The following is a 19,460-nucleotide window of genomic DNA, read 5'->3' as shown; positions in this document are numbered from 1 at the left end:
CCAGTACAAACCTGGCAGGCTGCATATTAGGACTACTAGTGTGATGATAGCTAGATCAAGGATGAGGCTCTTCGAGAGAGTATACTGCCTAGAGTCTTTAGACACTCTACCTCCAAGGAATTAAGCCTTGCTAAGGAACAAGTAAATGAGCCTGATCATTATACCAATACAGTAATACATACCACTTTTAGCACATACAAAAAGACTCCTCACTCTGTGAGGAGTCTGTAGACAATTTTATAGTAAATATTCCCAGACTTTACCTGCAACAAGGGGTGATATTAAGATGGGACTACCTGATACTCAGGCCAATGTAGATTTGGAATAACTCTTTTCCCGAACTCCTTTATGAACTGCTCTTGGTTACGACCAACATTATGTACGTAGACCTCACTAAACCCAAGATCAATAAAGTGTTGTATATGTTCTCGATGTTCTTCCAAGTCAGCTGATATTAGTACTCTGCCCTTGAAGTTCTCAGGTCTTACTAGCTTGGCCATAGCCTCGAAGTCTTCGGGATTACGGATATCCTGCTTAGGGAAGTTCATGCCCCCGTTGGGCCACTCCTTAATAGCCTGTTCCATCGCAGCTTCTTGAGACTCAGCCCAAGATACGTGTAGCTGGATTATCTTAGGCATCTTGGATGGATCCTTGCCTGCTTCCCGAGCCCCCTTCTCGAACCTGCCAAGCAGCATCTTGATCTTCTCATCTGCTGCACCTACGGTGATGATACCATCTACCATGCGTCCCGTACGCTCGCTCATAATAGGACCAGAGGTGGCCACATAGATAGGGGGAGGAGTTTCTGGCAGAGTGTACAGTTTGGCGGTCTCCATTCTGATGTGTTTACCTTGATACTTCACAGGTTTACCTGTAAACAGTTTCTGGATCACCTCGATCGACTCCATCAGCTTCTCTAGACGAGTCGCCGGCTCAGGCCAGTACTCAGCCACAATGTGCTCGTTCAGCGCCTCACCCGCACCCAATCCAAGCCAGAACCTGCCAGGGAACATAGCTTCTAAAGTAGCAGCAGCTTGAGCAACAATCGCAGGATGATATCTATACCCTGGCGGTGTTACTCCGGTACCAAACCTTAGAGAAGTCTGAGCACCTAGAGCACCCATCCAGGACCACACAAAAGCACTCTGGCCTTGCTGCGGAGTCCAGGGATGAAAATGATCTGATGCCATCACTGAGGTAAAGCCCACATCCTCGGCCAGCTGACACCACTTCAGTAGGTCCGTAGGATGAAACTGCTCAAACATCGCAGCGTAGCCTATAACTCCCATAACCAACCTCCTAAAGAATCACCTGAATAGATCACGCTCTGCGGGCATTACTAGGGATCTTGCGTACCCCTCACTTTGCTCGTAAGGATATCCTCTAACTATAGCTACGGGCACAGCGCTCAACTTACCCATTACCAGTTCTGCAGCACCGGCTATCTCGTCCGCTATTGCCATCACAGTTACAACTAGATCTCTACCATATATGTCTGCCTGTCCCCTATAGTCAGCAACAGGGGACAGGCCATAAACACCAATCGCTACATTTACTATACCGCTTCTCCAAGGCCTACCAAAGGAGTCGGTGATAATCACTGGTAAGTGAAAGCCAGTGCGCTCCTCTAAACGCTTTCCTATAGATCTGGCTGAGGCATCCGGATCCAAGGGTAGGAGGCATACACACTCTTCCCCCCTGACATTAGAAGCATCTACGCCCGCATTAGCGCACACAAATCCATGCCTGGTCTCAGAAATAATGATGCCTCTGTCCATACGCACTATGCGGCTACTCTCTCGAAGCACAACCTCTACATGTCGAGGGTCTTTGCCGTACTGCTCAGCATAACGTCTTGCGAGATCTGAAGGCACCACCGATCGGAGGTCCACAAGACGTCCTTCGGATTTGCTAACCACTTTGTGAGCAATTACCAGGATGTCCCCCTCTTGAAGGACCAGGTTGTTCCGATTAAGTGTTGACCAAATTATCTCAGCAAGGTCATCGCCAGGCTGGACCTCAGGAATACCAGGAACAGGTATTATCTGCAAAGGGGTTAGCTTATCCAACTTATCTAAGCTCCCATCTTAGCTCCCGACATACTGGTGACCTGCGAGATCTGTGCTAAAACCCCAGGATCTAAGATCTCTTCTAAGCCGCTTATCTTGTGACCTCGCAGCGCCGCCAAGTCTAGTATGTCTTGAGGATAGTCCAGATCCAAGGCTGTATTCTGAGATTGGTACACTAAAAACTGCACTCCAAGCTTTTCACAGTTGCTGCGAAAACGCTCATAACTATTACCCCCAAATGTAAAAGGCAAAAGATAAGGCGGATGCAAAAACAGCACATTAGTACCCACATTCCGCTTGTCTGGCGCTATTACACAAGAGGGTTTACTTGAACCCAACCTGACGATCGTCTTTATATCCTTATCGGATATCATTGGAAGATCGCCAAACACAACAAGCAGAGCATCATAGTTCTGGCATAGCTCACCCCTGGCCAACTCCAGAGAAGGATTAAGCTCATCTCCCTGGTCCGGGATGAACTTGACGCACAAGTCACAGGCCATATCCCTAACCTGTGGATCGCTTGCTACCAAATAAACATCGCCAATCTGCGCTTTCTGCAAAGCAGATAATACCCTACGCAGGGTGACCATCATGAGCTGGCGTCTCTGGCTTCTGTCCAGAGTATCCGCCATCCTCATCTTAGCTTTATCTAACTTCTTTACGGGTACAAGTACAGCTATGTTCATAGTGCTCAACTTACAGAAACTTCCGAGACTAGCCTACTACCAAATGTTAACAGCTCTTGTGCCAAACGTTGGCGATCTTCTATGGTATTCATTATCGTATTGGTCACTAATACTGATAACCCAAGAGATCTCACATTTTCTTCCAGATCAGCATCGACATTATCTATAACAATACCATTCACGATACCTTTATAATACTTAGCGATCCCCAGCGGGGAAACGTCAAAACCCATAGAACGCATCATATCCGCAGCAGGTCCCTTGATAGCGCTACCCCCTACAATAGGACTCACAGCCACCTTAGGCGCAGAACTTGCACCTATAGCCTCTCTAATACCTCTAACGTTAAGAATTGGTCCAATACTCACAAAAGGATTAGAGGGGCAGAAAACTATCAACTCCGCAGACCTTATAGCCGATAGCACCTCTTGTGTAGCTTGAGCACGATCTATACCAGCAAACTCCACCTTAGCTACCTCAGGCTCGTGCCTATATCTTACAAAGTACTCTTGAAATTCAAGCACTCTTCCATCAGTAGCAAAGATTGTCGTCGATACTGGTTCATTACACATGGGCAGTAATTTGGATCGAACCCCCAGAGCAGTCGCTAGCTCACCGGTTACCTGAGTAATTGTTTTACCACTACTAAGCAGTTCTGTTCTGATCAAATGAGTAGCCAAGTCCCTGTCGCCTATTAGGAACCAAGTATCTCTGCCATATCTTGCTATCATCTCAAGAGCATTTGTAGTATCCCCCTGCACTCCCCATCCAGTTTGGGGATTAGCGATCCCTGCTAAGGTATACATTACGGTATCGATATCGGGAGATATATACAAACCATAAAGGCGAAAATCATCTGCGGTATTTATCACTACCGTGAGGTCCTCAGGAGGTAAACTGAGAGCCAGACCATGAGCCAGTTTGGCACCTCCAACCCCTCCAGCCAGAGCCACGATCATGCCTTACTCTCCTAGCAGATCTATTACTTCCTGTTAGTTATCCTGTAGACGTGATATATCCTTTGCAAGGCTGTTAGGTTAGTACCTATTGCAAGTACCCATAAAGCCCAAACTGGCTTGCCCAGTATCAAGAAAAAGGACAGCAATATCACCCTTTCGGGTCGCGCGAGTATACCGGCTTCATTCTTTAATCCTGCAGCCTCAGCTCTAGCTCGCGCATAACTGATCATCAAGCTACCTACTATCGTAGCATAGATCAGAAGTATCGCGCTCATGGAGCTGCCATCGCGCACATAGAACACCAGCAGGCCAAAAAGCATGACGGCCTCTGAGTAACGATCCAAGGTTGAATCCAAAAAACCACCAAATATTGAGCTCTTGTTTGCGCTTCTAGCGACAGCGCCATCGAGCATATCGAAGCTCCCAGCCACGAGTGCCAGTAACCCTCCGGGCAAGAAATATCCCCATGCCAGTAACAACGCTACCAACACATTTAGCAGCAGACCGAATACTGTTAAGGTGTTGGGCGAGACCCCTGTCCTTGCAATTACTTTACCGACGATCAGGGCTGATGCACGCACCCTATCACCCAACCAGCTACTAAGCACCTTTCACCTTCCGTAGAACCATGCTCACAAACTTGGATCTGCCAGAAATCTTTGCCTCCTCTTTCATCTTCTCCCTTCTAACGCGAGAATAAAATTCTAACAGCTGTGCGGCTATCTTTGGCCAGCTATAATCGTTGGCTTTACGCCGCCCCGCATGCCCCATCTGGTTTCTCAACGCCTCATCAGACAATAACCTCACTATAGCCAGCGCCAGTGTGTGTTCATCCTCAGGAGGCACAAGGAAGCCCTCCTGGCCATTAGTTACCACGCTCGCATACCCAGGTATATTGCCAGCCACTACTGGTAAACCTGCCGCCATAGCTTCCAATAGTACCAGCCCCTGACTCTCACCGTGCGTACTAGGAGCTACTAGGAGCTTACAACTCCTCATGTAGGCTGGCCTATCCTCATCGGATATTACTCCTACAAACCTGACATTATCTTCTATGTGGTATTTCTGAATACGTGACCAGAATTTATCCGGATCCCCCTTCCCAGCTACCACTAGCCTTATATCTGGGAAGAAGTATTTAACCCATCTGAGAGCCTTTAGGGCGTACTTGAATCCCTTACGCTCCTCTTCGAATCTGCCCAGGAACAAAATATTCGGTCTACCATCCATAAGCTCCTTAACAGGAGCCACATGACGTGAAAACGTCTGTACATCCACCCCATTGGGTATTATATGAAACTCCCCATCAAAATACTGAGATGCAAATTCCTTGGCAGGTTCTGAGACAGCTATTAGACCATCTAGCTTGTTAAAGAACCTCTGCAGCACCGGTCGAGCGTAGAAATATCCTAAGCTACTTTCAGCATAAGCATGAAAAGTTCCAATATTGATGGAGCGAGAGTACTGCAGTACTACAAGAGGGAGCGCAGGTATCAAAGGTTCCTGCAGATGTACGATATCAAACCTCTCACGCTCCATTAACAGCTTTATCTTCCATCTCAGATCAAGCGAGAAACTCAGCCTAGCAACAGATCCATTCAAAGCTATCGGAACTACGCCCCCAAAGCCGTAGAAATCCGGTATATCCAGTTCTACACCAGAGTCCGACACCGGTGCAATTATAGACACTTTATGACCATGCTTCTGAAACTCCCTCTTGAGGTGGAGTATATGTTGATTCACGCCACCGTATGTAGCAAAGTCATAAGGCGATACTAAGGCTATCTTCATTGTTTAAGGTTGTGCTAACCCTCTCCCATCTTGTCTATTATGCTGCCAATACTATACAAGTTTTTGAGCTAATATCGCTCATCAAGGATAACAGATTTGTTCACGATCAACGCGACTGCTATAATCCCACTCCGTGAACAATAACTTTCACGATCCCAGACTCATATTGAAGAAGTACGGACTACACCCTAAAAAGGGCCTTGGTCAGAACTTTTTGATAAGTCCAAAAGTGCTTAGGACCATCTTGCAAGCCTCAGAGATCACACCGCAAGATACTATCCTTGAGATTGGTCCTGGCACCGGCGTACTAACTCACCATCTAGCGGCCGCTAGATGCGTAGTGGCAATAGAGCTTGATGAAATCCTTGTGCAAATTCTCAAGCAGGAATTGGCTCAGTACCCCAACATACACATAGTGCAGGGGAATATACTTGAGATAGAGCACCCTCAGTTAGTAGCCGAATTATGTGGGATAGAGAAGAACTATAAGATTATAGGTAATCTCCCTTACTATATTACTTCCCACGCCATCAGAAGATTTCTGGAGATCCAGCCCAGGCCTTCTCTTGTGATCATAATGGTTCAGAAAGAGGTCGCTGATAGAATAACAGCCACACCTCCTAAGATGAGCCTGTTAGCGATATCTGTACAGTATTACTCTATTCCGGAGATGGTGACATTAGTCCGGCGCACCGCTTTTATTCCTCCTCCGGAGGTCGATTCTGCCGTACTTAGACTGAGAGTAAGAGAACATCCACTTTTCCCCGACATCCCATCAGATGTATATTTCAGAATAGCATCTGCAGGCTTCGCACAAAAGCGCAAAAGCTTGCTTAATTCATTGTCTTCTGGCCTCAACATACCTAAGAGTAAGATTGCTATTCTCTTGGACAAAGCATCTATTGACCATAATGTCAGAGCAGAACAACTAACGCTGGAGGATTGGGCAAGAATTTGCAGACAACTAATGGAATGCGAATCCTATCCTACTGTAAGATAAACCTCTGCCTAGAGGTACTAGGAAGAAGGACCGACGGCTATCACGACCTAGCAACCATCTTCCAAACAGTGAGTCTTGGGGATGAGCTGACATTGAAACCCAATCAATCCTCATGTATAAGACTGCTTGTAAACGGAGACGCTCCAACAGGAGAAGACAACATTATCCATACTGCAGCTAAGATGCTCTTGAAGTCTAAGGAGTGCGGCATAGATATCATTCTCCGCAAGAGCATTCCTTCAGGAGCAGGTCTTGGAGGTGGCAGTTCCGACGCTGCTTCAACTCTCGAAGGTGTAAACAAGCTGTGCAATCTACAACTATCTCACGAGCAACTGCTCACTATAGCCTACAGCCTGGGAGCAGATGTGCCATTTTTCCTATACGGAGGTACAGCAGTAGGTAGAGATAGAGGAGATAAAATAAGCCCTATACCATATAGAAGGGAATACTACTTTCTGTTACACGTACCACCTTTCAGGCTAGAAAGGAAGACACAGCGAGTGTTTGCCGCACTTCAACCACGGGAATATACTGATGGTACTTTCACAGTCCAACTGTCGCGCAAGATGGCGGCAGGTCAGCAGATAACCAATGCTGATCTATATAATTCTCTATTTCCTGCAGCTGTCAGGGTATGGCCACAGTTAGCACAGCGACATGATGCTCTTCAAGAGATCGCGCATCAGACATGGGTGCTGAGCGGTGCCGGCCCAACGCTCTATACCATAGTAGAGTCATTCCAAGTTGGTAAAAAGTTACTAGAAGACTTGCGACAGCTAGATGGGCAATCTTTTCTGGTAAGATCTACTCCCGTTGCGAGGGAATATCAGGATTTGTAGCAGTTACTTCCACTATCCCAAGTAGGAACCAAAAGAATACAGCTATCGGCACACCAAAGTAAAAAGCATCCACCAATCCATGTACCAGAGCAGCAGTCATTGAGCATATAGCCGCTAATGCTATCACCCTGTACGATCCGTCTTTATGTTTGTAGCTATCCCACGCAAGGAGATAGAAAATGAGCAATAACGCGAGCAATGAACCCAAACCTACTGCTCCCAGTTTTGACCAGAAATCCAACAGGAAGTTATGAGCATCAACGATTTCAGCCCCTACCAACCTTTCTCTAGGCACGTACTTGACCAGCCATGCCACATTGCCTATTCCTACACCAAGAAGAGGATGCGCTATTATCTGCTCAATCGCTGCCCTCCAGATCCTCCATCGCGTGTCAGCTGATCCGCTCCCAAGATCAAGTAGGGCTCCAAACCTGCTCTCACCAGCCAAAGTCATGATCAGCAAAATCACAACAGCTCCCACACCCACAGGCATAAGCCATCTGAAGCGCCTTAAGATTACAGCTAACAAAATCAGCGCAGCTAGCACGCCAAGGAAGCCTCCACGAGATCCCGAGAGCAGTAATGCTAACCCCATCAACACGACCACGGATCCATACAGGAACCTCCTCAACCACTGTCCATTCATCAACAGGCATAAGGCAACATAGAAAGGTATCATCCTGCTTAGAAAAAGCCCTAAGGTGTTTGGATGATTGAAAAAGCTTCTAGTCCTGAACAGCTCACCAGCAAGAATGTCTCTACCGGCCTGATAGATCGCTCCTAACGCCACCAGCAGTCCTGCCAGTAAAAGCATATCTAGTATCCACGTTACGTTCTGCCTATGCCTAAAGCTTAACAATGCTAGTATATAGACAGATATGGGCTCAACAAGCAGGGTATATGCCCTCAAAGCAACCACTATGCTGCTCCCAGGGACAGGATTCATCACTGCCCTTATCAAATGGAAGCTAGCCTCTACCACCAGTATTAGAGCAGGAATAAGATAAGGGGAGCGTCTCAATCGCTCAAATATGACAGATAGCTCAGGTGCATCCACCAACCCATACCAATATCCTCTACCAATAACTCCCAAGGTGGCCCCTAATAGAGAAACATCCGCTATCGATACATCAAAAGAGAATAAATGTTTCCTTACTAGGAAGTGAAATATCACCGAGATCATCACCCACACGAGGCCTATATAGGGTACCGTTGCACATACTGTCAGGAAGCATAACAGAGAAATCGGCACAGCCAGCAAAGCAGGTAGAAGCAGGAAGGCAAACACACCTACTATTATTAACCCCAAAGCTATCATAGGTATATAGCTAGGGCTCGCTATCAAACCTATAGGCTCATACTGAGTACTTGAACCCCTCAGATTACCCTCCCTCTGCCTCTATTGATCCCTTCAAAGGATAATTTGTTCCCCAATTAGAATAACTATACAATGACAGAGTCCTGAATTTATAGAGCAGATCACAGTCGTCACTAGAGGCAATTCTGAAAGATGCAAGAACCTCATGATCTCCAGCAAATAGCACAAGACCTTCAATCCTGTCAAAGATGCGACCTCTACTGGTATAGCAGAACAGCTATACCAGGGGACGGAGATCCCCAAGCCAATTTGATGATCATCGGAGAATCTCCTTCGGAGCACGACGAATTCACCGGTAAGCCTTTCAGTGGGCCCTCTGGCAGAGTGCTGGATTCGTGGCTTCACAGGCTAGGTTTGACTAGAGGAGAAGTATGGCTAACAAACGTGGTCAAGCACCGCTCCGTAGATCTCAAAGACCCCAGGAAGCGTAACAGAGCCCCCACAGCATCAGAGTATAAAGCTTGCAGTCATTGGCTGAGACTTGAGATATCTATAATACGGCCTAAGATCATAGTTGCATTGGGAGCAAGCGCGGGCAAAGCATTACTTGGATCTAGCTTCAAGATATCTAGGGACCGAGGGAAAATCTTCCCCGGTCCCTATGACTCCATCGTGATCCCTACTTATCACACCGCCTATATCCTAAAGCTTAAGTCACCGCTACTGGAGCAAGTTAGTTCTCAGGTTGAGCAAGATCTTGACACCCTAAAGAGGTTGCTCTCACAACTTACCGAATAAACTTTCTCTTCTGATTTACGTAGTCTACCAGCACGTACTCTCCTAGCCTCTCTGGGGTAGCATAGAATGCTCTACCCTTATTCAATTTGGTCATCTGATCGACGAAAGCGCTTAGGTACGGACTCCTGTCGAGCATAAATGTATTTATTACTATGTTCTCCTTAGTACAACGCTTGACTTCAGCAAGTGTTGCAGCATACGTTTCCCTTAGTGGCGGATAGTTGAAGATGACTCTACCATGTTCCATATGAGCGGTCGGCTCACCATCCGTCACTATAATGATCTGCTTACTACCCGACTCCTTTGAGAGCAGCTTGCGAGCCAGCATCAAGCCATGCTCCAGGTTAGTACCATATTCATATTCGCTTAGCATAATCGACGGCAATTCATGAGGCTTCATCTCTCTAGCTATGTAAGCAAATCCTACTATGTACAGGTGGTCCCTGGGGAACTGCCCTCTTATTAAGCTGTCTAAAGCAAGAGCCACCTTCTTAGCTGAGAAGAATAATCCTCTGAGCATCATCGACCTACTCATGTCGATCATCAGTACAGTAGAGCTTTGAGTGCGCTGTTCCGTCCTATAAACTTCAAAATCCTCTGGTGACAGGCTCACAGGTGTGCCGGGGCCATTGCGAACCACTGCGTTCATGATAGTTTGCTTCATATCTAGAAGGAAAGGATCGCCGAACTCATAAGGCTTACTCTCGTCAGTCCTGTCACCCCCCACACCATGGCGATCCATATCATGTCCACCAAAACGTCCTTTTTGCAGCTTGGTAAATATATCTCTTAACGCCTTTTGTCCTATGCGCCTTATGGCTTTTGGCGACAGCTCCCACCTATCCCCATTCCTTTGAATTAGTCCTGCATCTTCTAGGATCTGCGTGATGCTCTGCAGTTGCTCAAGCTCTCTTGCTGCCTCAGGACCCAATAGTTGTCTGACCGCTTCAGCATCAACAGAACTCGGATCACCAGTATATTGCGCAGACTCCAGATCGCTCTCAAGCTGATCCATTGATTGCATCTTGGCCATTAGGTCCATTGCCTCTTGCAAGCCCAGAGGCTGTGAGCCGGTGAAGTTGTAGGAGTTAGCAAACTGATCGCTAGGCATAAGCTGCTCAAGCATCGCCGCCATGCTTGCCAACTCCCATCTTAAATCTTCATCTTTCACTAAATCATCTATCATTTGTTGGAGTTGGGCCCTCTGCTCTGGAGATAAACTATTCATTAGGCTCTCCATTTGAGCCCTTTGCTTCTGGAGGTATTCCATCAACTCGTCCAGGGAATTTATATCTGGAGGGAAGAACCTGCCATGCTTCTGCTTAAAGGACTGAAAGTCCGGCTCAATCCCCTGCATCTTTTGCTTCAGCATCTCGTTCAGATCTCGGACCATCTCCTTCATGGCCTGAAGGTCTTCAGGGGTCATGTTCTGCAACGCCTGCTGCATTCCCTGGAACTGGCGATTCACGAACTGCTGTTGCAGCATCTGCTGCAGCTCGTTGAACTTGGCCTGTGCCTCCGGACTCATAAACTCATAATCCGAAAGCCGCTTGAGCTTTTCAGCAGGACTTTCCGGTAGATTATCCAGAAATTGCAGCTTCTTGTTAGCCATCTTCTCGAAGAGCTGCCTAAGAGCCCCCTGGTCAAAATCCGCCCCTTGGCTATCCTGTGGACTGCCCTGGTCTAGAGCAGCAGATTGGGGATCTCTCATCTGGTCAAGCCTGGATTGGATGTCACTACGCTCTGTATCAACCACGTCCTGCAAACGCTGCTTGATATCCTCTAGTAAAGATCCAAGATCATGCCTGGCAAGCTCCTGCTGGCGTCGCATCCTGAGCTTCTCAAGTAGATCTTGTAGGCCAGCAAGACGGTTGTTCAGCTTGCCTTCATCTCCCCACCTGTACATTCTGCGAAGAGCGCTCCAGAGGTCACCATCCGCGATCAAGTCATCGGATAAAGCATCCAGTACCTCCTCAGCTGTAAGATCGTCTAGCTGCTGAGTGTTGTCCCACCTAGAATATCTATATCTCATAGCCCATCTCCTCCCCTAAAGAGGACTACCTACTCTAACGCCTATAAAATGCGTGCCCATCCATCCTGTCCTTGTTTAGCCTCCTGCTTAGATGCAGTCCCTCTAGGATAAACTCAACTGCAGAGGCTACCGCGGCTGGGTGTTCGCCCACTCCAAGTCGCTGAACCGCTGTCCTCATATCCTCCCAGTCAAGAGCCTGTTTAGCATACTCCTCCGACGGCATGAGGTCCGAGGTCTCTATGACAGCTCCTGAGTTGAACTTGACTATGGAATCAGCAAAATCGGACAGTTGGAAGTATCTATTGAAAGTAGTCAGGATAGACTTCTGTATCAGCTTGCGGACTACGCGTTCCTCACTTACATCGCCAGCAGACTCTAGCTCTATCTTGCCACAAGTAGATGCAATCATAGCATCCAGGTCACTGATTCGAGGCGCAGCTGTAGTCTCGTCAAGCTTAATAGCCCTCTTTAGAGCGCTAGATACAACCGTCTCATAATTACTAACCGATACCCTCACGCTCACCCCTGAGCGCTGGTTTATATCAGTCGATCTTCTCGCCTGGTGAGTAACCTCGGCTATGATCTCTTTCATGAACTGAGGCACAAGCAGGTTTACCCCCGCAATCTCGGGAACGTTCCCCTCCTGCTCCATGATCTCTATCTCATACTCGAGCTCCTCTGGGTAGTGAGTTCGGATCTCAGAGCCAAATCTGTCCTTGAGAGGGGTTACTATGCGCCCCCTATTGGTATAATCCTCAGGGTTAGCACTAGCTACCACAAACAAGTCAAGGGGCAGCCTTATCTTGTAACCTCTGATCTGGACATCCCTTTCTTCCATTATGTTAAGCAAACCTACCTGTATACGCTCCGCAAGATCAGGCAGCTCATTGATGGCAAAGATTCCTCTATTGGTTCTGGGCACCAATCCATAGTGGATAGTAAGCTCATCGGAAAGATATCTTCCCTCTGCTACACGAATCGGATCTACCTCACCTATCAAGTCAGCTATGGTGATATCGGGAGTGGCTAGCTTCTCGCCATACCTGCGGTCACGTGGTATCCACTCTATAGGAGTATCATCACCCATATCCTCCACTTTCATCCTGCAGCTGGCGCAGATAGGTTCAAAGGGGTTGTCGTTGATTTCACAGCCTGCAATGGCAGGTATGTGATCATCTAATAGATTTACCAACGAACGCGCTATGCGAGTCTTTGCCTGCCCCCTCTCTCCAAGCAAGATTATGTCCTGCCCAGACAGGATAGCATTCTCTATCTGGGGAATAACCGTATCCTCGTAACCCACTATTCCTGGGAAAAGATCCTCTCCTCTTCGGATTTTACGTATTAAGTTCTGCCTCATCTCATCCTTGACGGACCTTACCTGATAGCCTGAGGATCTAAGCTCTCCTATAGTTCTCGCCTGTCTCATAACCCTCTCTCTTTCCAGCCCTTAAAAGGGAGCTAAATAGATTACCTACAACTCGTTTCTCCAAGGGGAATACTCACGACACAACCAGATACTAGGGGCCTTACAAGACCACCGAGGAAGCCTACAACTTCTAGGCACTGCAACTGGCGAAGCGATTTACCCCTCGCCAAACACCTTCTCCCTTCCAGGGAAGACTACAAATTAGCCTACATGTTTAGTCTCAATATACTCCAACACTGAAGATATGTCCAATTAGTTCCTACCATAACGCCGCATCTTGTGCAACTGATCAGAAGTATTGATATAGTTAGTGAAAGAAAACAGGCAGCTAGAAAGAAAATGACATGAAGGTAAAGTGGATTCATACAGCTGATGTACATCTGGGATTCCACCAATATGGCATCTCAGAACGAGCTGATGATTTCGCCAGGGCATTCAAGTACGTCTGCGATTACGCTATAAGCTCCAAAGTCGACTTCATGCTCATCGCAGGCGATCTTTTCCATAAACGAAACATAGACGGACGCACCATATCTCAGGCTTACTTAGCTCTAAGGAGCTTGAAAGACGCTAACATCCCAGTAATTTGTGTCGAAGGGAATCATGAGAGAGCATTCCTCAACTCAGGTTGGTCCTTCCTAGACTTCCTATCCTCAGCAGCAGAGCTGATTCACTTGCTATCTCCCGTGCATAGGGGAGGTAGCGTTCTCATGGAACCATGGGATCACGAATCAAAGCTAGGATCATTTATAGACCTTGGCCCTGTACGAGTGTACGGCATAAAGTACTATGGCACTAGCACAGGAAAAGTACTTGAACAGATAAGCAGCAAGTTACAGGTAGACGGCAACCGATTCAATATATTCATGGTTCACGAGGGACTAGAGGGTCAAATCCCCAGAGCTATAGGAGGAATCACCAGCTACCACCTCGACCTTATTAGGCCGCACTGCAAATATTTGGCTATGGGACACGTACACAAGAGATATGAGATAGACAACTGGGCCTTCAATCCAGGCTCATTGGAGACCTGTAGTGTTGAAGAGGCCGATTGGGAAAGGGGCTTCTATGAGGTAACCGCAGACATAAATAAAGGAGAAGTGCTCGAGGTCAAGCATATCAGTGTGCCCACAAGACGTCCTTTCTACCGAATTTTCTTAGACGTCAAGTACTACGATACCCCAGAAGATCTTGAGATAGCAGTCATCGATAAGGTTCGCTCTAGGATACCCAAATATAACGAGAACCCTTCACAACCCATTATCCACATTACACTGAGCGGCAGTCTCAGGTTCTCGGAAGAACTCTTAGCACTAAAGAGCTTGCAGGAAAAGATCTACGAAGAGGTGAATCCTCTGACTGTACAGATCAAGAACAACACTCTCCCGAGCGGTTACTCTCCAGACGTGCCATTGGATAGCACTGGACAGATAGATCGAAGATCTCTTGAGCTCGAGGTTTTTGAGTCCCTTATTCAAGATTACCCTGCTTTCAAGGACAGAAGGCGCACATGGGCTGAGAGCATACAGAAGATTAAAGATCGGGCATTACTCAATGTCCCTCCTGAGGAGATAATAACCCTCATAGAAGAAGCCCTGAGAGAGGAATTTTCCCAACAAGACAACACGATAATCAATAAACTAGAGATATGAAGATACTTAAGCTGCATCTAACAAACATAAAAAGCTACGATAATACCACCATTGAGTTTGAGGCCGGCACAAACTCCATACACGGCGAGAATGGTGCTGGCAAGACCACTATCCTTGAGGCTATCGGGTGGGCGCTATTTGACTTCCTACCCTACAGCCAAGATGAATTCCTACGGGAAGGCGCTAAATACGGCACTGTCTCCGTCACACTGGTACCGCCAGATGGCAGAGAATACCAAGTAATAAGACAAATCAAGAAGTCTCCGCCATGGTACGTATTAGACCTGGAAACTGGTTACCGTGTGGCTGAAGGCAGTGCTGACGTCAAGGAATGGCTCAAGAAGGTTATGGGGCTCCAGGATGAGATGGATCTAGGGGATATATTCGAGAACGCAGTGGGTGTTCCCCAAGGGGCGTTATGCGCACCTTTCCTGATGACCTCAAGCAAGCGCAAAGATACTTTTAATGCCATGCTTCATCTGGAAGAATATAAGACTGCTTTCGATAACCTCAGAGAGACCGATAGGTACATCCAAAACCAGCTGCTAACTCTAGGGAATAGGCAGGAAACCCTCAAGGTCTTTAGAGAGAGGATACCTGAGCTCGAGGGGAAGATACATGGACTTGCGACCGAAAATAACAGAATAGATGATGAGCTAAGAGCATGCGAGGATGATCTAACGTCTGTACGCAAGATCAAGCAGCAACTGGAACAAAAACAGAGACAAATCGAAGCTCTTGAAGGCGAATATAGGCGACATGAGGAACGCATCAATAGCTTGCAGGATCATCTAGCCAAAGCCCGGCAAGATTTGGAGCTAAGCAAACAGGCGCGGAATATTATGTTGAGAACGCGTGAAGGGCACTTGGCATACGAAAGAGCCGTGCAGGAGAGAAGAGAGCTCGAGCCGCAGCTCGAAACCTACCGGCAACTTTGCCAAAATCTGCAGCTTCATCAATCCGACAGAAATTATCTCAGTATTGAGATAGATAAAAAACAAGCAGAGCTAAGCAAGGCTCTCAGTGCTCAGGAAATACTGCCACGTCTACAAGCGAAGGTAGATGAACTTAGGGAAGTTCAAAAAGAGCATCAGCAACTTGCCATTGAGGTAAGTCAGCTTAGGGCACTAGAGACAAAAAATGCAGATATCACTGAAAAGCTTTCCTCTTTGTACAGGGAGCTCAAATATTGTGACGAGACTATTCGAACTATCGAGCAAAAGCGCCCGCTGGCGGAGAAGCTTCAAACGCTAAAAGAAGAGTATGATAGCGTTCGGACCCAGCTGTTAGCAGCGACAGAAGCCAAAGAGAAACTGGATGACATTAGAAAGAAGCACTCTGCTGTTGAAGAGGAAATCGTCGCTCTCAGTGCAGAAATAACCAAGTTAGAGTCAGAAATCTCCACAATAGAGCTGCTACGAGAGAAGTCAGCAAACCTACCCCAACTACACAGTCATAGAAGCCTACTGCAGAATCGCCAGAAAGCACTGGAGATAAATATCTCCAAGCTCGAACAGAGGCTGGAGCTAGATGTGCCCTACTGCCCGCTTAATAGAGAAGACTGTCTGCATATACAGCAGGGAGAAAGAAACTGCGAATTGCTTTCACAGCAAATTCAAGAGGCCAGAGCTGAGCTCCAAATCGTAGCACAAGATCTGCAAAGCACAGAGCAATCGATTCAGCACGCAGAGGCAGCGTATGCCAAGCTACTTGAGGCTGAGAAAGCTAAAGCCGCTTATGATCCTAAGCTGTATAACCTGCGAATCAGGCAACAAGAGAAAGCTGCTCTAGAGAAGGAGTTAGAGGAGCTAATCAATAAGGTGGAACAAATACCTAGCCTCCAAAACAGCTTCAGGCGCATTAAGTCGGAGGTCAATGCCGCGGAGCAAGCAGATAAAGAACTCCACAAATTACCAGTTCTAGAGAAGAATATTTCTGCTCTTACAAGACAGATTGAAGAGCTGGAAGAAGAACAAAAGCAGATCACAGCACAAATCGAAGATCTGTATTCTAAGAAACAGCTCGTTGACAAGCTAGAAAAGCAGCTTAAAGACAAAGATACTCTCGAAGAGAAGCTAACAAAGGCCAAACTATTGGTCGAAAATCTACCTGAAATTCGTGTATCTCTGGAAGATCTAAAGAGAGCTCTGCAAAATCTGGAGAAAGATATAGAGCAACTTAATTCGCAGATCGATAATATGAAACACCTAGAGCAAAGGGACAAGGAGCTTCAAGCGATTATCCACAAGCATGAACCAGAGCACAAGCAGTATATCTCGAATGAGCAGCTCGCTATGCAGCTTGAAGAGAAAGAGGCTCAGGTTAGCAAGCTACAAAGCGAGATAGACGGCACAGTAAAGCAGCTTGAAGATATCAAATCCCAACTCGATAAGGCCGCAAAGACCTGGAACAAGCAGGACCTCGAAAATGCGGAGTTGAAGATAGAAAAGCTCAATGCCGATATATCAAGCCTTAGGACTCAAAAAGCCAACAACCTCAGACAGATTTCTGACCTTGAACAGGAACTATCTGATTGTCGAGAGAAGAGCAGAGAGTACGATAGAGTTCAACAAGATATACAGAAGTTCGAGAAGATAAAGCAGATACTGCAGCACATTCGAAACACCATCAAATCTGCACAAGAACCCATAGCTAAGTCTCTGATATACGGCATATCACTTGAAGCTCGCAATATATTCTGCGAGATTATGGGAGATTACTCTCAGAGGCTGGAGTGGACAGACGACTATGAGATCAGGTTGGAAAGAGGCTCGGAGAGGCTGACATTCCAGCAGATGTCTGGTGGGGAGCAGATGAGCGCGGCACTAGCCGTCAGACTCGCGCTTCTCAAGAGGCTCTCAGAGATCAATATTGCATTTCTGGATGAACCTACGCAGAACATGGACACCACACGCAGGATGAACCTCGCCGACCAGGTAGTAAGCCTCAAAGGCTTTGAACAGCTCTTTGTTATCTCTCATGATGACACCTTTGAGCAGAAGATGGACAGAGCCATCATCGTAAGCAAGCGCCATGGGATTAGCCAAGTGACCTATTCGTAGGCCAAGTCCTGAGGAGTTAACATGCTTCATTCCACCAAGATAGCTAAAGCGCTCGAAGAGAAGATTCAACAGTTTAGAGACTACGATATCGGCATTCGTGACGAGATGTCTGTCTATAGCAACGCACTTGATAAGCTTGAGACACTCACATACAACGAGATCCTAGACTTGGTGGAATTACCGTCAGGAGCCCTACCCTCTAGAGAGTGGAAGGAGAACAGAAGTCTTATTTACCCGTTTGATCGGGAGTTCCACAACCACGAAGAGGCTAGGGCATATGCATCGCAAATGCTATTCGACAGAACTACGTTCTCAGTAGATGGGAGTCAGATCCAGCCCGTACCAGATATTTCCATCCCTGTAGCTGCGGTGCAGGTCGGATGGTTTGAGAACCCTCATAATCCGTCCAAGAATTATGTTAAAGATATCAAGATAGATATTCTGCCTCCAGAAGACATATTCGTGGATCGCAACGGGGTTTCCGTTTTCTCTGATCAAACAGTCAGCCAACGTAGGTTTCAGCTGGAGATAGAAGTACTTTGTGACTGGATGGAAAAAGTAGAGGGTATGCAACCCACACCAATGGCTTTCCTTGATGGCTCGCTTATCCTCTCATTCACAGAGAGGCTGGACCAAGCACAGAGAGAAATATATCTAAGACTTATCTTACGTCTACTGGAAACTTCGTATAGAACCAAGATACCAGTAGTAGGATACGTATCTGAGAGCCGAGCTAGAGATCTTATGACGTTGCTAGCTCAGATCGAGAAGATAAAACACAAACCACACACTTTGAGCGATGCCATGATCCTGTATAACAGGATGCGATGGGGAGACCGAACTCCCGTTTGGATTTGCAATCGGCACGGAATCTTGACAGATTATAGAGATAAGAGCACTGATACCTACTGGGGAGATCAAATCTGCTTTTTCTACCTTAAGACTTCCGAGCAGAACGTACCCTCAAGGGTAGAGATTCCGAGATGGGTAGTAGAGGAAGGTATGACAGAAGAAGTTGCTCAGATAGTAAGAGCAGAGGTCATAGTTGGGAACGGCTATCCTTACGTCATAGAAACCGCTGATGCACTTGCAGTGCTCAGCAGCGAAGATAGAATCAGGTTCTACCAGATCTTTGAATCCTTTGCTGACAAAAATAACATCAAGCTGAGGATAGCTAGCAAGATCCAGAGCAAGATGAGAAGAAGGCAATGATAGATGGGTAAGACCATAGGCAAGATAATAAGTAGCGCATCTCAAATAGAGTACATCTGTCAGGTTTACGGTAAAGGCGAGGTTGCAAATCCTCCGGCGCCGGAAGATTACAGATTTGGGGCTTGGGTCAAAGTACCAGTTGGCTCCCTCCCTGATACATATGCAGTCGGAGTGATCAGCGATACCCAGCTGCATAACCCAGATTACGGAGTTTTTGGACCGAGGCTATCCACGCCGGAGCAGCTTGAGGTATTCTCACCGGACTATCTCAACGAAACGGCTGTACTGGTGAGAGTGCTGGTGCTAGGGCAAGTATCCGGTGGCAAAAAGACCGCCCTTGGGTTTTGTTACGTCCACCCCGAGATAGGCGCTCTCGTTACCCGTATGGAAAATGAGGAAATAGTAGCCTTTCATAGAGGAGAGGATGGATTTGATATAGGGTACTATAGCTTGATGCTCTCTATGAGATCTCCACTGGCACAAGCCCTACTCATGTCTGTGCTCAATGACTTAGCGGATGTAATCCCAGATGCAGGACCTATACTGAACGCACTCAGAGCTAATCTTGCATGGCAGTCACAGATTAGGATGGCAGCAGGGGAGAGGTAGG

16 protein-coding genes are annotated in these 19,460 nt (G+C 47.0%); 7 read left to right on the top strand and 9 right to left on the bottom strand.

All coding sequences use genetic code 11. The annotated features are described in order from the left end of the window. Nucleotides 1-281: 281 nt before the first annotated feature. From N2245_RS01990 to N2245_RS01965, 6 genes are read right to left on the bottom strand one after another with little or no spacing between them, the layout of a single operon-like run. Nucleotides 282-1,289, bottom strand: a complete 1,008-nt coding sequence (locus tag N2245_RS01990; RefSeq protein ID WP_494535053.1) for a TIGR03557 family F420-dependent LLM class oxidoreductase — start codon at nucleotides 1,287-1,289, stop codon at nucleotides 282-284. Nucleotides 1,290-1,307: 18 nt separating this feature from the next. After that, a complete protein-coding gene (gene cofE, locus N2245_RS01985) occupies nucleotides 1,308-2,069 on the bottom strand; it encodes a coenzyme F420-0:L-glutamate ligase (protein WP_494535052.1) in 762 nt (253 codons plus the stop codon). Nucleotides 2,070-2,074: 5 nt separating this feature from the next. Continuing rightward, nucleotides 2,075-2,758, bottom strand: coding sequence for a 2-phospho-L-lactate guanylyltransferase (gene cofC / locus N2245_RS01980; protein ID WP_494535051.1), 684 nt, complete (start codon nucleotides 2,756-2,758; stop codon nucleotides 2,075-2,077). Nucleotides 2,759-2,763: 5 nt separating this feature from the next. Continuing rightward, nucleotides 2,764-3,717, bottom strand: coding sequence for a 2-phospho-L-lactate transferase (gene cofD, locus N2245_RS01975; protein WP_494535050.1), 954 nt, complete (start codon nucleotides 3,715-3,717; stop codon nucleotides 2,764-2,766). A gap of 23 nt (nucleotides 3,718-3,740) precedes the next feature. After that, on the bottom strand, nucleotides 3,741-4,325 hold the full coding sequence (locus N2245_RS01970; protein ID WP_494535049.1) for a CDP-alcohol phosphatidyltransferase family protein: 585 nt from the start codon (nucleotides 4,323-4,325) through the stop codon (nucleotides 3,741-3,743). Further along, on the bottom strand, nucleotides 4,318-5,508 hold the full coding sequence (locus N2245_RS01965; RefSeq protein WP_494535048.1) for a glycosyltransferase family 4 protein: 1,191 nt from the start codon (nucleotides 5,506-5,508) through the stop codon (nucleotides 4,318-4,320). The genes N2245_RS01970 and N2245_RS01965 overlap by 8 nt, the downstream gene beginning before the upstream one ends. Nucleotides 5,509-5,737: 229 nt before the next feature. Between N2245_RS01965 and rsmA the strand changes: the two genes are divergently transcribed. Both rsmA and ispE read left to right on the top strand, forming a co-directional pair. Next, a complete protein-coding gene (gene rsmA, locus N2245_RS01960) occupies nucleotides 5,738-6,508 on the top strand; it encodes a 16S rRNA (adenine(1518)-N(6)/adenine(1519)-N(6))-dimethyltransferase RsmA (protein WP_494535047.1) in 771 nt (256 codons plus the stop codon). Next, nucleotides 6,451-7,347 (top strand): 4-(cytidine 5'-diphospho)-2-C-methyl-D-erythritol kinase, encoded by an 897-nt coding sequence (gene ispE, locus N2245_RS01955; RefSeq protein ID WP_494535046.1) that lies wholly within the window; start codon nucleotides 6,451-6,453, stop codon nucleotides 7,345-7,347. Before rsmA ends, ispE begins: the two co-directional genes overlap by 58 nt. Here the strand turns inward: ispE and N2245_RS01950 are convergent. After that, the gene (locus tag N2245_RS01950) at nucleotides 7,313-8,692 is read right to left on the bottom strand and encodes an O-antigen ligase family protein (protein ID WP_494535045.1); all 1,380 of its coding nucleotides are present in this window, start codon (nucleotides 8,690-8,692) and stop codon (nucleotides 7,313-7,315) included. The genes ispE and N2245_RS01950 overlap by 35 nt on opposite strands. A gap of 165 nt (nucleotides 8,693-8,857) precedes the next feature. Between N2245_RS01950 and N2245_RS01945 the strand changes: the two genes are divergently transcribed. Then, nucleotides 8,858-9,463 (top strand): uracil-DNA glycosylase, encoded by a 606-nt coding sequence (locus N2245_RS01945; RefSeq protein ID WP_494535044.1) that lies wholly within the window; start codon nucleotides 8,858-8,860, stop codon nucleotides 9,461-9,463. On the opposite strand, the gene N2245_RS01940 is transcribed toward N2245_RS01945, so the two are convergent. After that, nucleotides 9,453-11,495 carry a vWA domain-containing protein gene (locus tag N2245_RS01940; RefSeq protein WP_494535043.1) on the bottom strand — a complete coding sequence of 681 codons (2,043 nt, stop codon included), beginning with the start codon at nucleotides 11,493-11,495 and terminating at the stop codon, nucleotides 9,453-9,455. The two genes, N2245_RS01945 and N2245_RS01940, sit on opposite strands and share 11 nt — an antisense overlap. A 34-nt stretch (nucleotides 11,496-11,529) precedes the next feature. After that, on the bottom strand, nucleotides 11,530-12,924 hold the full coding sequence (locus tag N2245_RS01935) for a magnesium chelatase ATPase subunit I (protein WP_494535042.1): 1,395 nt from the start codon (nucleotides 12,922-12,924) through the stop codon (nucleotides 11,530-11,532). A 344-nt stretch (nucleotides 12,925-13,268) separates the two neighbouring features. On the opposite strand from N2245_RS01935, the gene N2245_RS01930 reads away from it, so the two are divergent. The 4 genes from N2245_RS01930 to N2245_RS01915 are packed head-to-tail and all read left to right on the top strand — an operon-like array spanning nucleotide 13,269 to nucleotide 19,459. Next, on the top strand, nucleotides 13,269-14,576 hold the full coding sequence (locus tag N2245_RS01930; protein ID WP_494535041.1) for a metallophosphoesterase family protein: 1,308 nt from the start codon (nucleotides 13,269-13,271) through the stop codon (nucleotides 14,574-14,576). Continuing rightward, complete coding sequence (locus tag N2245_RS01925; RefSeq protein ID WP_494535040.1) at nucleotides 14,573-17,638, top strand: AAA family ATPase; 3,066 nt, start codon at nucleotides 14,573-14,575, stop codon at nucleotides 17,636-17,638. The genes N2245_RS01930 and N2245_RS01925 overlap by 4 nt, the downstream gene beginning before the upstream one ends. Nucleotides 17,639-17,659: 21 nt before the next feature. Then, nucleotides 17,660-18,850 (top strand): DNA double-strand break repair nuclease NurA, encoded by a 1,191-nt coding sequence (locus N2245_RS01920; RefSeq protein WP_494535039.1) that lies wholly within the window; start codon nucleotides 17,660-17,662, stop codon nucleotides 18,848-18,850. A gap of 3 nt (nucleotides 18,851-18,853) precedes the next feature. Beyond that, nucleotides 18,854-19,459 (top strand): DUF8166 family protein, encoded by a 606-nt coding sequence (locus tag N2245_RS01915; RefSeq protein WP_494535038.1) that lies wholly within the window; start codon nucleotides 18,854-18,856, stop codon nucleotides 19,457-19,459. The last annotated feature ends 1 nt before the right edge of the window (nucleotide 19,460 follow it).

The sequence above is a fragment of the Thermobaculum sp. T2p genome (genome assembly GCF_059335935.1).
Note: the sequence above shows the minus strand (reverse complement) of the source record. Positions and strands in the feature narration are given on the sequence as shown.

Excerpts from the sequence above, each read along its gene's own strand:
- cofD (WP_494535050.1), bottom strand. The coding sequence starts at position 3,717 with ATGATCGTGGCTCTGGCTGGAGGGGTTGGAGGTGCCAAACTGGCTCAT.
- N2245_RS01930 (WP_494535041.1), top strand. The coding sequence starts at position 13,269 with ATGAAGGTAAAGTGGATTCATACAGCTGATGTACATCTGGGATTCCAC.
- N2245_RS01940 (WP_494535043.1), bottom strand. The coding sequence starts at position 11,495 with ATGAGATATAGATATTCTAGGTGGGACAACACTCAGCAGCTAGACGAT.
- N2245_RS01935 (WP_494535042.1), bottom strand. The coding sequence starts at position 12,924 with ATGAGACAGGCGAGAACTATAGGAGAGCTTAGATCCTCAGGCTATCAG.
- N2245_RS01945 (WP_494535044.1), top strand. The coding sequence starts at position 8,858 with ATGCAAGAACCTCATGATCTCCAGCAAATAGCACAAGACCTTCAATCC.
- N2245_RS01920 (WP_494535039.1), top strand. The coding sequence starts at position 17,660 with ATGCTTCATTCCACCAAGATAGCTAAAGCGCTCGAAGAGAAGATTCAA.
- N2245_RS01925 (WP_494535040.1), top strand. The coding sequence starts at position 14,573 with ATGAAGATACTTAAGCTGCATCTAACAAACATAAAAAGCTACGATAAT.
- N2245_RS01990 (WP_494535053.1), bottom strand. The coding sequence starts at position 1,289 with ATGGGAGTTATAGGCTACGCTGCGATGTTTGAGCAGTTTCATCCTACG.
- N2245_RS01915 (WP_494535038.1), top strand. The coding sequence starts at position 18,854 with ATGGGTAAGACCATAGGCAAGATAATAAGTAGCGCATCTCAAATAGAG.
- N2245_RS01965 (WP_494535048.1), bottom strand. The coding sequence starts at position 5,508 with ATGAAGATAGCCTTAGTATCGCCTTATGACTTTGCTACATACGGTGGC.
- cofC (WP_494535051.1), bottom strand. The coding sequence starts at position 2,758 with ATGAACATAGCTGTACTTGTACCCGTAAAGAAGTTAGATAAAGCTAAG.